Raw genomic sequence first — 14,749 nt, 5'->3', positions numbered from 1 at the left:
TTAACCATTCATTTTCCTGTCCATAAACCATGCTTCCACCATGCATTAAGTTGGAAACAATCATCTTTTCTTTGTTACGAGTGCTAGACTGTTGAACTTAGGCAACATAGAATAGCGTACTAAAGTTCTCGGTAAAAAAACAAGCGAAAGCCTCTACAAGCTATACTTTTTGTGTTTGCTCCGGGCTTTTATAGTTGTCTATTAACTCATATAGCTTTTCCATATCTACGGCTTCTCTCACATATGCTGCTGCTTTTGAAAAAGACTCCTCTTTTTGCAGGCGACTGTTGAATGTGTCCGTAATAGGCGGCAATTTTTTATGTTTACGAATTTGATTAAGCAAAGCTCTGCGCAAAGCATCGTTATGAAACACATCATGAACATACGTGCCAATAACGTTGTCTTTAACCGTTCCTTCTTTTTCATGCTCTACCACTGCAAAAGCTTCCGTGGTGCTCTTAGAAATCGTCTTTCCCATATGAATTTCGTAGCCTTCAATCAAAACTCTTTCATTTTCTAACTGGACATATCCAGAAACTCTTTCTGTTTTTTTGCTGGTTGTCATAACGGTTTCCACGGGAAGCAAGCCAAGCCCTTTAATGGATTCAATCCGAGATTCTACTGCATCAGGGTCTGTAATTGTCTCCCCTAGCATTTGATATCCTCCGCAGATGCCAATGACGTGAACGTTCGTTGTGTTCAGAACTTGATTAATGGCTAGAGCCAGGCCGCTTTCTTGTAAAAACTGAGCATCTTCAATCGTATTTTTGCTTCCTGGTAAAACAATTAAATCAGGCGTACCTAATTGCGACGGCTTGGTTACAAGCCTCACGTGACAGTCTTCTTCTAAGCTTAAAGGATCGATGTCTGTAAAGTTTGAGATGCGCGGGTACGAGATAACCGCAATATCAATTTCTTTTAACGGATTCACAAGCGTTGAGTAATTTCTGAGTGATAACGAATCTTCCGCGTCAATTTCCACGTTGTTCATATAAGGAATAACTCCTAGAACCGGAACACCCGTGTATTCTTCAAACCACTTCAACCCTGGTTTTAAAAGTTCTAAATCTCCTCGGAATTTATTAATTAACACCCCGATAACTCTAGACTTGTGTTCATCTGGAAGCAATTGAAGAGTACCGACTAGGCTCGCGAAAACGCCACCTTTATCAATATCTCCTACTAACACAACAGGCGCTTCTGCTATTTTTGCAACGCGCATATTTACGAGTTCCCGATCGTTCAAATTGACTTCAGCAGGACTTCCAGCGCCTTCAATCACAATTCGATCATAATGATTGGCAAGCTCTTTATAAGCTTCCGTGATAACGTTCAAACCTTCATTAAAAAATTCTTGCCGATACTGAAAAGCAAACATATTACGTAGCGGTTTTCCGTGAACAACTATTTGAGATTCATGATCACGAGTTGGTTTAATTAAAATAGGATTCATATTGGTTGTTGCTTCTACTCCAGCCGCTTCTGCTTGAATTCCTTGCGCTCTGCCAATTTCTTTTCCATCCATTGTAATGTATGAATTAAGCGCCATATTTTGCGATTTAAACGGTGCAGTTTGATAGCCGTCTTCTTTAAAAATACGGCAAAATGCTGTAGCAATCATGCTTTTTCCAGCGTCTGAGTGCGTTCCTTGAATCATAAGCGGTTTTCCTTTTTTCACTTTTTCCACTCCCTACCACATAAAAAAACCTTAACTGTAAAAGTCAAGGTTTGGTCATGCGCTCATTAACACATTGTCTTGACTTATTTCTCCCACCGAAAAATAAGGGGTTTTTAAAAGCAGGTCTCCTGGCTTATGCTTCATTTTACTTCTGCACCCTTCCTAGTTTGACTAGTGGGTCTTTGCAGGTTCATCCACATTTACAGTAGCGGGGGCTGCACCGGATTTACACCGATTTCCCTATTATCCTCCTTAGAGGCACTTTTAAAATCATTTATTCTTTATTGTAACGAATTTTATAACCATTCACAATAACGATTTTCTTCTATTATTATATATTACTGTGTTTATACTTATTTGGGTCTCGTATGCTATAATAACAATTATTTTCCAAACATCTTATGGAATAGCTAGGAAGGTGCTCACAGTTGAAGAAAAAAATCATTTATGTCTTTATCAGCGTGTTTGTTCTTTATATAGCAATCATATCTTTTTGTATGTATCAAACTGCTCACAAGTCTGTTCCACAAAACGCGGATTATGTGCTCGTTTTAGGTTCTAAAGTAGATGGTGATCAAATGTCTCCTAGTTTAAAAGAACGAGTAAAGACGGCTTTATCTTATTTACAAGCAAATCAACAGACAAAAGTTATCGTAACGGGCGGAAAAGGATCTGATGAAGAAATTTCTGAAGCAGAAGCAGCCTATCGTTTTCTGCGAAAAGAAGGAATTAAAAAGAATCGAATTATAAAAGAAGATCAGTCAACTTCTACTTTTGAGAATTTCACTTTTACTAAACAGAAAGTTGATATTCAACACAAAAAAGTCGTGCTTGTTAGCAGTGATTTTCATTTATTTCGCGCCTCTATTATTGCCAAACGTCAAGGCTTTGACGTTTATCCTTTAGGTGCAAAAACACCAAATTCAATTAAACTTCAAGCCTACTTTCGTGAGTATGCTGCTATTTTAAAAACATGGCTGTTTGATAAATAAATAGAGTAAGTACTCTACAAATAAAAAACACGGCATGAATTCATGCCGTGTTTTTTATTAATCATCTGTATCGATAACTGCTTTTGGTAAACCTGTGTATTTCGCCCAGTAGAAAATACCGAGTGAAACAAGAGCAATTAAAATTAAGTCAAGCGGGTTGCTTAGCACACCTTGTCCTCCACCAAATGAACCTAGATAAGAGATAACAAGCATAATAATATAATAAGCAACTAGCCACCAAGCAGATTTAAGCTGCTGTGCAAATTTTACAACGTCAGTTGGTACGTATTTCTTAAACGCTACGTAGATAACAACCATTAGAAGCTGTGATCCTAGCAGCCAAGAAATTGTCGTCCACCCTGACCAATATACGATGTATGAACAGAAAATAAATGAAACAGGAGCAATAACGCTCATGCCTTTTAATTTAAAAGGTTTTTTAAGGTCTTTTGCATTTACTCTGAATGCAGCAGCTGAAATTGGCGCAATCGCATAAGACAGAATAAGTGCCACTGAACATACGTTTACTAGCGCTTCCCAAGAAGGAAATGGCAGTGTCCAGAATACGGACATTCCAAATGATAGCCATAGTGACGCACGTGGAATTCCTGTTTTCTTATCTACTTTTGAGAAACGTTTAAATAATGTTCCATTACGAGACCAAGCATAAACTAAACGAGAAGTTGTATTCATGAAGATGTTCCCGTTACCGCCTGGTGATAAAATAGCATCAAAAATAACAAGCGTTACTAACCAGCCAAGGCCTAAAATAAGTGCAATATCTTTAAATGGTAAAGAGAATTGCTCTTGAATTGTTCCCCATCCTCCTGATAGCATATCAGCCGGGATGTTACCAATGAACAATACTTGCAGTGCTGTGTAAATAATCGCTGAAAGTACAATACAGATAATGAGCGCGATTGGAATATTACGCTGCGGGTTTTTAACTTCACTGGCTACAGAAACAATAGGGTGAAGTCCTAGGTAAGCAAACATAACGCCACCTGTTGAAATGGCTGCTTGAATACCATTAAAACCAAACGGAGTAAAATCGCCAGTTGTAAAGTTAGCTGATTTAAAGTGATAAGCTAACACGACGATAATTGTAAGAGGAACCGCATATTTAAACACAGATATAATAACATTTGACTTAGCAAATGCTTTTACACTTACGTAGTTAATGATAAAAAATAGCGTTAATAACGCGAACTGAAATAACCAGCCGACTGTAGTAGGCGATTCAGAACCATGTTTAGTTAGACCAGGAAGCCAAAACGCAACATACTGACGTACAGCCGTTACCTCGATGGCAATCAAACTTGTGTAAGCAATAATGGTAATGAATGAAATTAAGTAACCCACTAAATGACCATGTGAGTAAACCGGATAACGGATAATTCCACCGGTACGCGGCAGCGCTGCTCCAAGTTCAGCATACACTAAACCGATAAGTAAAATGATGACTCCGCCAATCAGCCACGAAAAACTTCCGGCTGGACCAGCCTTTGACGCTACGTTACTAACCGCAAATAACCAGGCGGAACCAAAAATAGCCCCCATCCCAATTAACGTTAGGTCAAGTAACGATATTGATTTTTTAAACTTTCCTTGATTTCCTTGATCAGACATAATATCCTCCTTTAAAATTTCCACTCCACACATCTACGCCCTTGCGTCCGATATGGGATTCTTTACATCATCCTCCTCTTACTAAGACCTCACAAGTGGATATGTTAACAAATATTCTCTAAAAAACCAAGTTAAAAACTTTATTTTTTTGTAAAACATCGTTGAATTGCTTATGTATAGCGCATAAATTCCACAGAAGATTTGAGGACTACTCCTCCTATTTAACCGCATTTTTCTTAGGTTAAACATAAAAGAATATTCAAACTATTTACCGAAAAAAAGAGGCTGAGATATAACGAAATCAACCGCTAGAAGCAGCTACATACGCAACACCTAGGCTTGCCATACCAATAAAAAAATCCGAACGATTCATCGTTCGGATTTTGCTTCAACTAAAATAATTTTTTCCGTACCTCTTTTTTTGCTTATTTAAATACTTTTACACGTTCACTTAGCGGTTGAAATTCTTTTTCACCCGCAGGTGCCACGGGATTACCAAATGGCATTTGGGCAATTAATTTCCATGAGCTTGGAATATTCCAAGCTGCTTTTACTTCATCGTCAATCAATGGATTGTAATGCTGTAATGTTGCTCCTAGGCCTTCGAGCTCAAGCGCTGTCCAAATCACATGCTGAAGCATGCCTGATGATTGGTTAGACCAAACCGGGAAATTTTCGCTGTAAGATGCAAACTGCTTCTGCAGTCCTTCCACTACTTCTTGATCTTCAAAGAAAAGAACTGTTCCATAGCCGCTTCCGAATAAGTTCATTTTTTGATCCGTATCTGAAAAATTTTCAGCAGGAACAATTTTACGAAGCGTTTCTCTCGTAATATCCCATACTTTATCATGCTGTTCGCCAAATAAAACGACTACGCGTGCGCTTTGGGAATTAAATGCTGAAGGAGTATGTTTCACCGCAAAGTTAATAATTTCTTCAATTTTTTCTTCTGATATTTTTACATTTTTATCAATTGCATAAATAGAACGTCGGTTTTTAAGTGCTTCATAAAAATCTTTTCCAACCTGTTGTTGATCACTTGATTTATCAAATAATTTATCTAAAAAACCCATTTTCCACACTCCTAATTGTTTGTTTTTTTAAGCTTAAATTGCATGTTTATACCCTTCCCCCTGATAAAAGGAGATAAACAAGATATAATGAATTCTTATATCTCTAATTCGAGATATTAAACTAAAAAAATATTAATTGAAATTTAATTACTTTATGTAACTTACTTTACAATGATTATTTTGTTCTGTCAAGAAAAAATATTATCTTTTTCTTTTCTTGATTATATGAAAAAAGACTGCTAAATACGGCAGTCTTTTTTCGTAGATACTTAATGTTCATAAATCATCTTTCGCGTCATTCCACCGTCTACTACGAGGTTAGCTCCTGTTACAAAATCATTTTCGGCGTTTGTTAAGTACATACACGCTCTTGAGATATCGGCTGGCGTTCCCACCCGATTAGACGGATGCTGCGTATGATCGATTTCACGAAGGTCATCGTAGTCAGATGTCTCAATCCATCCTGGAGAAATAGCATTTACCGTGATGTTGTCATCACTAAGTGAAATGGAAAGTGCATGAGTTAAAGCAACGATTCCTCCTTTTGTAGCAGCATAGGCTTCTGTATGAGGTTCAGACATTGTAGCTCTCGTAGAAGCTAAGTTTACAATGGAGCCTCCGCTTTCGTTTTTTCTCATTACCTTAGCTGCTTCGCGAGAGCATAGAAACACGCTGCGCAGGTTCGTATTGATAATATCATCCCATTCATCAATGGTTAGCTCATACGGTGATTTCCAGCGGGAAACGCCTGCATTATTAATCAAAATATGTATCGTTTCATACGTACTGACCGTTTTTTCAACGAGATTTAAAATGTCGTCTTCTTTTCGGACGTCTGTTTTCACAAAAATGGCTTCTCCGCCTTGTCTTTGAATAGCTTCTGCGTGACGCTCTCCTTCGGTTTCGTCCACATCTGCCAGTACCACTTTTGCTCCTTGTTTCGCGTATGCGCGGGATACATCTTTACCTATTCCGTTCGCAGCTCCGGTAACAACAACAACTAAATCTTTAAACGACATATCATCTCCTCCTTATACGCTTTATTCACTTTTTTCTTCGTCTTTAAACAAGTGATCCGTGACGAAAAGAGCAAATGTTTCAGCCGTTAGCTTGCATCCAGAAGCTTTTGGATGACCTCCTCCTCCAAGGTGTCCAACAATTTCTGCTAAGTTGATTTCGTCTTTTACTGCACGGAAGCCAATCTTTTGGCGTCCCATGTCCACCATAACGGAAAAGTCGATATCTTCGTTTTCTAGACACAGTGCATTTCCTAGCTCAGACTGATATGTATCTGCAAATACAATTCCTGCATTGTACGCTGTGTTATCAATTTCAACACTTTCTTTTATGATTTGTTTTTGTTTGTCATAAATGTATTTTTCAATCTTTTTTTCTTCTGCTTCTAGTAAAATTTCGTGTTTGTCCGTAAATGTAAATTCTTGATTTTCAGTATGATACGATTCACGAAGTGTTTCTAGAATGGTTTCTTTAAATTCTTCATGCGGGATTAGATAATATAGGTGATTAAGGCGCTTTGCTTTCAAATTATTTTCATGGAACCAGTCCCACGTATCAAATAAGCGTACAAGTTCTACGTATTCATCAAGCAGCGCCGTTTTTTGAAGCATGTTGTTGCGCACTAAGTAGTGGTAGAAAAGAGATGTAGCTGCCGTCTTTTTACCGTTTTCGTCTTCTGCAATAACATGAACCCAATCGTATTTCTCAGCTAGTGGAAGAGCAGAGATATGATGGTCAATAAGAGTGATTTTCTGGCCTTTTTTTACCAGTTCATTTAATTTTTCCGCTACTTCCTCATTTACGCTAATATCCGTTATGTATAAAGCTGTGTCTCCATCATTTTCTTCTTCAATAAAATGTGTCACAGTGTCATTGATGCGGCCAATGCTTACCGTGCTGTAATCAAAGTTATCATCGCCAAACGCTAACCGACCCAATAGTGCTGGACTTACCCCGTCTAAATCGTTATGTGAAATTAATTTTATTTTTGTCATTAATCAAAACTCCTTTATTTTCAGTCGCCTTAGTATATGTACCGGCTTGTATATTATAGCAATTTCAGCATAAAAATGCTGTTATTTACTTTTAAGAGAAGGAATATACTCGCAATAAACAAAACTGAAGTAAACGTTCAGACTTAGACTTATCTGTATCAAAAGAGAGTGAGGCATAACTACATCGATTCAATCAACGGCTAGAAGCAACTACACACATGAAACCTAAGCTCACCAATACCAATGAAAAAATCCGAACGAATGTGATTCTTTATCAAGAATCTGGATTCGTTCGGATTTTCTTTTAAATAACCTACTTTTGTTCTAGCCTCTTTCCATTTACTCTAAATTGCTATGCTGCTTAAACGCCTGTTCATGATCCGTGTGATTCAAATTCCCGTATTCTAAACAAATGGTATCAAATACAACGTGCGCACATTGATCAAATAACGAGCCAAGTGGCTGAATGGAAGCTGCTTCATTTTCGCTTCGATATTTGGTTGCAGCGGGAATGTGCAGCAGCTCATCAGTATGAGCAGTTAACGGTGATTCTGTACTAGCTGAAATGCCGATAACTGAACATCCTACTTCTTTAGCTTTCTTAGCTACACTCACCACTTGCTGTGTTTTTCCTGAACCAGATACGGCCACCAACACGTCACCTGCTGCAATCGAAGGAGTAATGGTCTCCCCTACAACATATACTGTCGCACCTAAATGCATCAGTCTCATTGCAAATGATTTGCCCATTAGCCCAGAGCGGCCTTCGCCTATAACAAAAATTCGTTTCGCTTGGTAAAGTGAAAACGCTACTTCTTCTATTTGCGGTTCTTTTATGTGATTCATTACGGCCGTAATTTCGTCTAAAATCGTTTGTGTTTTTGTCATTATACGTTCCCCCTGCTCATAAATAAGTCTTGAAATTCAGCAGATGCCTTTGCCACATCCGCACTTTTTGTAATCGCTGATCCAATAATCGCGACGTCCGCTTTCATTTGAAGTAATGATGCTCCTGAGGCTGGATTAATTCCTCCTGCTACTGCTATTTGGGCATCTGAATGAAAATACTGCCGCAAATTTATTCGACTCAGCGATTTCCCTTCTTTTTCTTGCTCGTCTTTGCTGATATGATGGCAAAAAATAGCGTTTCTATAAGTACCTACTTGTTTTTGCGAGCTGCTTGACGTGTTTAATAAATCCACCATCATTTTTTTATTCCATTTTTCGCTGACATTTGCGCAAGTCTCTATCGTAGGTAAAGGTGATACGCCCATGACTGTTGCTATATCTGCTCCTGCTTGATAGCACATTGTAAATTCATACTCCGCGTTATCAATCGTTTTGATATCTGCTACAATCGTCTTGTGCGGAAATGCCTGTTTGATTTTATAAATACTTTCAATTCCATACTCTTTTATAAGAGATGTACCTACTTCAATCCAATCAACAGAGGGTTCTGCCAGCTTGGCAAGGATGATAGCTTCTTCAATTGTGACGCGATCTAATGCTAATTGTATCTTCATATTTTTCTCCTTACTTTCTACTAAACCGATTTAGTAATAACGTAAAAAAAACCAATATTTTGATGAGCTAAAAAGAGCACGCCATAGGCGCTCTTTTTAGCTTAATGCGACAAAGTTGTTTCTCGAATAATTAATTCACACTCATACTGGTACTCTTCATAAGCTATCTTTTCTTTCAAAATTTGTTTAATAAGTAAATCTGCTGCTTTTGTTCCCATATCAAAAGCGGGCTGCGAAATCGTCGTAACGGCAGGCGTTGCTACATCTGCGTAAGGAATATTATCATAAACAATTAAAGATAAATCATTTGGGATATTAAATCCGTGTTGTTTAATAAATTTCTGCACTTCAATGAATACTAAATCGTTTCCAGCAAGCAGCGCTGTCGGCGGATTATCGGCTGCAAATAGCTTCTCAAGCGCTTTTTGCATGTCCGCTTTTTTGCAGTTGATAATCATGGATTCATTTACAGGCATATTGGCTGATGTTAACGCTTCTTTGTACCCTTCTACACGTTCAATCCGGGGTGTAATAGTTAATGGTTCTGTAATAATCGCTATATGCTTATGTCCAAGCTCGAGGAGATGCAAAATAGCCTGTTTTGTGGCTTCTTGGTTGTTTGCCACTACGGATGGAATTTTTCCTTTTACATCATGAATTTTACGGTCCATAATAACAACCGGATATTCTTCTTTGATCATCTGCTCATAAAGAGAAGTATTGGCTCCCGTTGGAAATAAAATAAGCCCATCTACTTGCTTTGCTTTTAACATGTTAATATATTTCTTTTCTTTATCAGGGTCATCATCTGCGTTACAGATGATGGCATGTATATCTTGTGAATGGCAATAGTCTTCAATTGCACGAATGACTTCAGTAGAAAATCTGTGCATAATATTTGCGACAATAATCCCAATCATTGACGTTCGCTTTTGTTTTAAGCTCCTTGCTAGATAGTTGGGCTGATAGCCGAGTGTATCAATCGCTTCTTTAATTTTCTTTCGTGTTTCTTCGCCCATATATTCATACCGTTTGTTAATGTATTGTGATACGGTGCTTTTGGAGACATTTGCTGCTTTTGCAACGTCCAGCATAGTAACTTTTTGCATCATAATCCGTCCTTTTCATTCAATCCCTAAAATTATGCTACTCCTAGTGTAAACGAAAAAAACGAAAAAGGAAAAGCCTTCTTGCTAGCAGAAGGCTTTATTTATTAAGCGTACGCAAGCCTAGCTTCTTGAATTTCATTAGTAAAACGCTTCGCTTCCTTTGTTACTTGAAGTAAGTATTCAGGAGTTGGAAGCTGCTTTCCATCCACTAATGTGCTTCCTGCCCCAATAGCAGCTGCTCCAGCTTTAATATAAGCGCCCGCATTTTCAGCCGTAACGCCGCCCGTTGGCATTAATGGAATATGAGGAAGCGGTCCTGCTATATTTTTAAAATAAGCGGGGCCTACTACGCTTGCCGGGAAGACTTTAATCATATCTGCACCGCATTCATAGGCTGTTAGTATTTCAGTTGGTGTAAAAGCTCCCGGCACGCTAATGACTCCGTACCTTTTAGCCGTTTTAATTGTTCGTTCATTAACCGTAGGAGAAAAAATAAATGACGCTCCCGCCATAATGGCAATTCGTGCTGTTTCTTCGTCTAGAACAGTTCCTGCTCCAATAAACATCGAGTCGTCAAATTCATTTTTCAACTCTTTAATAACCTCTACGGCAGCAGGGTTTTCCATTGTAATTTCTAGGTTTGTTACTCCGCCTTCTTTTAATGCGTAGGCAAGTGGAATAATTCGCTCAGCACTTGCTCCTCGAATGACCGCTACAATACCGCTACTTGTAATTTTCTCAATATGCATCTCAATTCTCCTTTTTTATCGTTACATTAAGCCGTTGTTTCGACTGGCTTTACACTTTGAACTTCTCTTGGCTTTTTCGTTGCCACAATGGTTAAAACTGCCGCAAGGAATAATGATCCAGCCATAAAGATATATGAAGCGCCAAATCCTCCTGTTGATCCATTTAAAAATCCTACAATATAAGAACCGGCAAATGAACCAAGTGCGCCCATGCTATTAATTAAAGCCATTGCTCCTCCGGCAACATTACGCGGTAAAATTTCAGGAATAATCGCAAAGAACGGTCCGTACGGAGCGTACATCGTTCCTCCGGCGATAACGAGTAAAGCAAAGGAAAGCCAGAAGTTGCTTGTGCCAACTAAATAAGATCCGTAAAAAGCAAGCGCTCCTACTAATAAGAACGGCCATACAAATGCGCTTCGTTTTAAAAACTTATCTGATAGATATGAAACCGTTAACATTAATACAACTGCTAATACGTAAGGAACGGACGCTAACCAACCTGTTTTCACTATACTCATGTTAGGCGCTGCTTTAATAATAGACGGCAGCCACATAACAAATCCGTAGACGCCAATACTCCATAAAGCATATTGAATGCTTAATAAAATGACAGTACGATTTTTGAAAGCTTCTTTATAGCCTTTAACAGGTTTGATTCCTTCTTGTTCTTTTTGCAGCGCATCGTGTAAATCTGCTTTTTCTTTTTTCGACAGCCAGCCTGCATCTTTTGGCTCGTCGTTTACTAGTTTCCACCATAAAAATGCCCAAATAACAGCTGGAAAACCTTCTAAAATAAACATCCATCTCCAGCCAAACGATTCTAGCAAATACCCAGAAACAATAGACATCCAAAGAACGGTTGCCGGATTTCCTAAAATTAAAAACGTGTTGGCTCTAGAACGTTCTGCTTTTGTAAACCAGTGGCTTAAAAATACCAGCATAGCAGGCATAACGGCACTTTCGACCACTCCTAAAGCAAACCGAATAACAAACAAAAATCCGACGTGGCTTACCATACCCGTAGCTGTAGCAAGTGCTCCCCATAAAATCAGAGACCAAAAAATCAGCTTTTTGGCGCTTTTATTTTCAGCATAGTGAGCGCCTGGAATTTGGAAAAAGAAATAACCTAAGAAAAAAAGCGATCCTAATAAAGACGAAATACCTGGCGTAATATGAAGATCTTCTGCCAACCCTGCCGCTGCTCCAAACCCATAGTTTGCACGGTCTAAATATGCAAGGCTATACGTAATAAATACGATAGGAATTAACCGAAGCCATCTTTTTTTTGCTAGCTGCTGTTTCATTATCACTTCACTCCTTGTTTTTGGGATTCCATATATCTTTGCAACTGCTGTTCAGTTGGATATCCGTCGTTATCTCCAGGACTTTGTACAGCTAATGACCCAATAGCATTTGCTCTCCTTACAGATTGAGTAAGAGAATTATTTTGAAGAAGTCCGCTTAACAGTCCTACTGCAAAACCGTCTCCTGCTCCCACTGTATCCACTATTTGTTTCACTTTTATTCCTTCAACAATCCCTTGCTCTTTAGCCGTCTTAAAAAAGGCTCCTTGTTCACCTAGTTTAATAACGACAAGCTCTACGCCTGCATCTAAATAGTAAGAAGCAATGTCTTCTGGATTTTCGTAGCCGGTTAAGATTTTTCCTTCTTCAATACCCGGCAGAACGTAGTTTGCTTGTTTAGCAGCTTCATTGATTGTAACAACCATTTCTTCTTGCGATTTCCAAAGAGTGGGTCGCAGGTTTGGGTCAAAGGAAACCGTTCTTCCAGCTGCTTTCATCGATGTAAGTGCATGTAGAGCAAAATCGCGCATACTTGCTGATACAGCAAGTGGTATGCCTGTCATATGCATATGTTTTGCCGCTAAAAAATAGTTTTGATTAAAATCGCTGGAGTGTAAGTGACTGGCTGCTGAATTTTTTCGGAAGTAACAAACTTCCGGATCTCCCACTTCCACTTTTGATTTAATTTGAAAGCCTGTTGCATGCTCGCTATCTACTAGTACACAATCGGTGTTGACTGACTCCTCTTGCAGCCGTTTCATAATAAACGTACCGAAAGGATCGTTGCCGACTTTGCTCACCCAGCCTGCGCCCAGACCGAGACGAGCGAGACCAATTGCTACATTTGTTTCTGCTCCGGCCAGTTCTTTCGTATAATGCTTAATCTCATGCAGCGGTCCCGGTTGTTCAGCCATGAACATCGCCATTGCTTCTCCGAAGGTAATAACGTCTAATGAATTCATTGAACTTCCTCCTGTTCTGCTGCTTGCACCAATGAAATGAAGCCGGGGATTTGTTCCGGTTCATCGATTGGAAACTCTAAAGCTTTAAAAATCGAATGAGAAAACCCTTTCAAAATATCTTTCCACATTTCATTTGAATCGTTTGATATAGTGGTTGTCACTAGCTTTCCGCTGTTTTTTATTACGTGTTTAATATGAATATAGCCCACAAATGACCTTAGCATTTTGATTGCTTCCTGGGGTTGTTCATGTACATAAAGCCAATTACCAATATCAAACGTCATGGAAACAGGAACTTCGTAAGCGTTATCAAAAAATGCGTGCAGAGATGCTAGGTTGCCTCCGTGACTGGTTTGATCGTTTTCTACAAATAGACGTAAAGCTGGAAATGCTTCTAATAGCTTCTGTAAATCTGCCATAGGCGATTGGAGCTGATAAAAACCAAGAGAAACTTTTACCCACTGAGCGCCAAGTGATACGGCTTCTTCAAGAATAACTTTTAATTCTTGTGTGTTTAACTCTCCATTTTCTTTCCACAGTTCAATTGGAGCCGAATATACTGTAAAAAGCGGATATTTTTTTAATTCTTCGGCAATAAGCTCAATCTCTTGATCTACTTTTTTCATTAACTCTCTTCGAATTTCCACTCCATGTACTTGCTGCGCATGTATTTTTCCAATCATGGTGTGCTGAAAACCTGTTGTTTCGAATGCATTTAACGGGATAATGATACTATTCATAAACCGACCTACCTTTCTTATTATACTAACTAACCACTTACTAAACCGGTTTAGTAAATCGATTTATCTAAATTATAAGACTATTGAAAGCGCTTTTCAAGCTTTTTTTATAATTTATAAAAAAAAGAAACAACACAGCTTTATGCCGTGTTGTTTCTTAGTGATCATCTGTGCTTTTTACTAGATTGCGATCTTGCTGGTAAATATCATAAATCAAAAAGCTAAAGCCATAGTACAAGACCATGATGACAACTGACTTCGTCATGATAAATAAAGCGCCTAGCCCGATACCAACTAACAGCGTCTGGACACTTAAACGGTCACGCTGGAAAGCTAGCTGTGATAGGAAATAACCAATACCAATTAAGACGGCCAATACCCATGTGTTTTCAATGGCTAATATATAGTGACTATATAAATAAAAGCTAGGAAAATAGACGGTGCTTTCTACGAAGCTGGAAATACCGCTGTATGCTAGCCACCACTTTTGCTCTCTTTCCGTTTTAGGAACGGTTGCCTCAATTGACGTGGGCATTTCTTGTTCCACAAAAACCGTTTCTCCATGATCTTTCATCCATTGAAGCATAATGGAAAGAATGATAAAGCCTGCAAAGATTAAAAGCAGCAAATATTCAATCCACGCTGGATACGGATCCGTGCGATGAATCGTATCGAGATATACTCCCTGTAGTCCTAACATAGAAATTGGAACCCTATGATATACCATCACCGCAATATAAAATAGTAAAATTAGCACATAAAAAAAGAACTGTTCTTTGTAGTAGCGAATTTTTTTGCCTTCTGAAGCAATTCGCTTAACAGTCACGCTTTCCAAGTACGGACGGATAATGCTTATGATAATAATAAGACACGTAAATACAATCATATAGTTATGTAATCACCTTTTCAACTTCGTTATGTAACATGTTTTTTCATTTTTTCCATCCGTAAGAACAGCAGGGTAACAGCCTCTGC

General features: G+C 38.6%; 14 protein-coding genes and 1 riboswitch. Of the genes, 1 reads left to right on the top strand and 13 read right to left on the bottom strand.

The window, feature by feature from the left end; genetic code table 11:
- Positions 1-160: 160 nt before the first annotated feature.
- A complete protein-coding gene (locus AC1D0Y_RS20165) occupies positions 161-1,687 on the bottom strand; it encodes a cobyric acid synthase (protein WP_081085309.1) in 1,527 nt (508 codons plus the stop codon).
- A 92-nt stretch (positions 1,688-1,779) separates the two neighbouring features.
- A riboswitch (cobalamin riboswitch) is annotated at positions 1,780-1,959 on the bottom strand.
- A 147-nt stretch (positions 1,960-2,106) separates the two neighbouring features.
- Between AC1D0Y_RS20165 and AC1D0Y_RS20160 the strand changes: the two genes are divergently transcribed.
- Complete coding sequence (locus AC1D0Y_RS20160) at positions 2,107-2,670, top strand: YdcF family protein (RefSeq protein WP_028409094.1); 564 nt, start codon at positions 2,107-2,109, stop codon at positions 2,668-2,670.
- 57 nt (positions 2,671-2,727) lie between these two features.
- Here the strand turns inward: AC1D0Y_RS20160 and AC1D0Y_RS20155 are convergent, their stop codons facing one another.
- The 12 genes from AC1D0Y_RS20155 to AC1D0Y_RS20100 form a co-directional block, all read right to left on the bottom strand.
- Positions 2,728-4,299 (bottom strand): APC family permease, encoded by a 1,572-nt coding sequence (locus AC1D0Y_RS20155; protein ID WP_025751241.1) that lies wholly within the window; start codon positions 4,297-4,299, stop codon positions 2,728-2,730.
- A gap of 425 nt (positions 4,300-4,724) precedes the next feature.
- Positions 4,725-5,372 (bottom strand): nitroreductase family protein, encoded by a 648-nt coding sequence (locus AC1D0Y_RS20150; protein WP_098332836.1) that lies wholly within the window; start codon positions 5,370-5,372, stop codon positions 4,725-4,727.
- 269 nt (positions 5,373-5,641) lie between these two features.
- Complete coding sequence (locus AC1D0Y_RS20145) at positions 5,642-6,391, bottom strand: glucose 1-dehydrogenase (RefSeq protein WP_477707869.1); 750 nt, start codon at positions 6,389-6,391, stop codon at positions 5,642-5,644.
- Positions 6,392-6,412: 21 nt separating this feature from the next.
- The gene (locus AC1D0Y_RS20140; protein WP_060746904.1) at positions 6,413-7,384 is read right to left on the bottom strand and encodes a DHH family phosphoesterase; all 972 of its coding nucleotides are present in this window, start codon (positions 7,382-7,384) and stop codon (positions 6,413-6,415) included.
- A gap of 339 nt (positions 7,385-7,723) precedes the next feature.
- On the bottom strand, positions 7,724-8,272 hold the full coding sequence (gene hxlB / locus AC1D0Y_RS20135) for a 6-phospho-3-hexuloisomerase (protein WP_028412834.1): 549 nt from the start codon (positions 8,270-8,272) through the stop codon (positions 7,724-7,726).
- Positions 8,272-8,907 (bottom strand): 3-hexulose-6-phosphate synthase, encoded by a 636-nt coding sequence (hxlA, locus tag AC1D0Y_RS20130; protein WP_098248166.1) that lies wholly within the window; start codon positions 8,905-8,907, stop codon positions 8,272-8,274. Before hxlA ends, hxlB begins: the two co-directional genes overlap by 1 nt.
- 101 nt (positions 8,908-9,008) lie before the next feature.
- A complete protein-coding gene (locus tag AC1D0Y_RS20125; RefSeq protein ID WP_013057640.1) occupies positions 9,009-10,019 on the bottom strand; it encodes a LacI family DNA-binding transcriptional regulator in 1,011 nt (336 codons plus the stop codon).
- A 101-nt stretch (positions 10,020-10,120) separates the two neighbouring features.
- The gene (locus AC1D0Y_RS20120) at positions 10,121-10,765 is read right to left on the bottom strand and encodes a bifunctional 4-hydroxy-2-oxoglutarate aldolase/2-dehydro-3-deoxy-phosphogluconate aldolase (RefSeq protein ID WP_028409100.1); all 645 of its coding nucleotides are present in this window, start codon (positions 10,763-10,765) and stop codon (positions 10,121-10,123) included.
- Between the two features lie 26 nt (positions 10,766-10,791).
- Entirely contained in the window at positions 10,792-12,072 is a 1,281-nt protein-coding gene (locus AC1D0Y_RS20115; RefSeq protein ID WP_028409101.1) for an MFS transporter, read from the bottom strand.
- 2 nt (positions 12,073-12,074) lie between these two features.
- Positions 12,075-13,034, bottom strand: coding sequence for a sugar kinase (locus tag AC1D0Y_RS20110; RefSeq protein WP_477707868.1), 960 nt, complete (start codon positions 13,032-13,034; stop codon positions 12,075-12,077).
- Complete coding sequence (locus tag AC1D0Y_RS20105; protein ID WP_060746907.1) at positions 13,031-13,774, bottom strand: sugar phosphate isomerase/epimerase family protein; 744 nt, start codon at positions 13,772-13,774, stop codon at positions 13,031-13,033. Before AC1D0Y_RS20105 ends, AC1D0Y_RS20110 begins: the two co-directional genes overlap by 4 nt.
- A gap of 157 nt (positions 13,775-13,931) precedes the next feature.
- On the bottom strand, positions 13,932-14,660 hold the full coding sequence (locus AC1D0Y_RS20100) for a hypothetical protein (RefSeq protein WP_050689800.1): 729 nt from the start codon (positions 14,658-14,660) through the stop codon (positions 13,932-13,934).
- Between the last annotated feature and the right edge of the window lie 89 nt (positions 14,661-14,749).

It is taken from the genome of Priestia sp. P1_B12_1 (genome assembly GCF_056406695.1).
Note: the sequence above shows the minus strand (reverse complement) of the source record. Positions and strands in the feature narration are given on the sequence as shown.

Excerpts from the sequence above, each read along its gene's own strand:
- AC1D0Y_RS20155 (WP_025751241.1), bottom strand. The coding sequence starts at position 4,299 with ATGTCTGATCAAGGAAATCAAGGAAAGTTTAAAAAATCAATATCGTTA.
- AC1D0Y_RS20150 (WP_098332836.1), bottom strand. The coding sequence starts at position 5,372 with ATGGGTTTTTTAGATAAATTATTTGATAAATCAAGTGATCAACAACAG.
- AC1D0Y_RS20145 (WP_477707869.1), bottom strand. The coding sequence starts at position 6,391 with ATGTCGTTTAAAGATTTAGTTGTTGTTGTTACCGGAGCTGCGAACGGA.
- AC1D0Y_RS20140 (WP_060746904.1), bottom strand. The coding sequence starts at position 7,384 with ATGACAAAAATAAAATTAATTTCACATAACGATTTAGACGGGGTAAGT.
- hxlB (WP_028412834.1), bottom strand. The coding sequence starts at position 8,272 with ATGACAAAAACACAAACGATTTTAGACGAAATTACGGCCGTAATGAAT.
- hxlA (WP_098248166.1), bottom strand. The coding sequence starts at position 8,907 with ATGAAGATACAATTAGCATTAGATCGCGTCACAATTGAAGAAGCTATC.
- AC1D0Y_RS20125 (WP_013057640.1), bottom strand. The coding sequence starts at position 10,019 with ATGATGCAAAAAGTTACTATGCTGGACGTTGCAAAAGCAGCAAATGTC.
- AC1D0Y_RS20120 (WP_028409100.1), bottom strand. The coding sequence starts at position 10,765 with ATGCATATTGAGAAAATTACAAGTAGCGGTATTGTAGCGGTCATTCGA.
- AC1D0Y_RS20115 (WP_028409101.1), bottom strand. The coding sequence starts at position 12,072 with ATGAAACAGCAGCTAGCAAAAAAAAGATGGCTTCGGTTAATTCCTATC.
- AC1D0Y_RS20110 (WP_477707868.1), bottom strand. The coding sequence starts at position 13,034 with ATGAATTCATTAGACGTTATTACCTTCGGAGAAGCAATGGCGATGTTC.
- AC1D0Y_RS20105 (WP_060746907.1), bottom strand. The coding sequence starts at position 13,774 with ATGAATAGTATCATTATCCCGTTAAATGCATTCGAAACAACAGGTTTT.
- AC1D0Y_RS20100 (WP_050689800.1), bottom strand. The coding sequence starts at position 14,660 with ATGATTGTATTTACGTGTCTTATTATTATCATAAGCATTATCCGTCCG.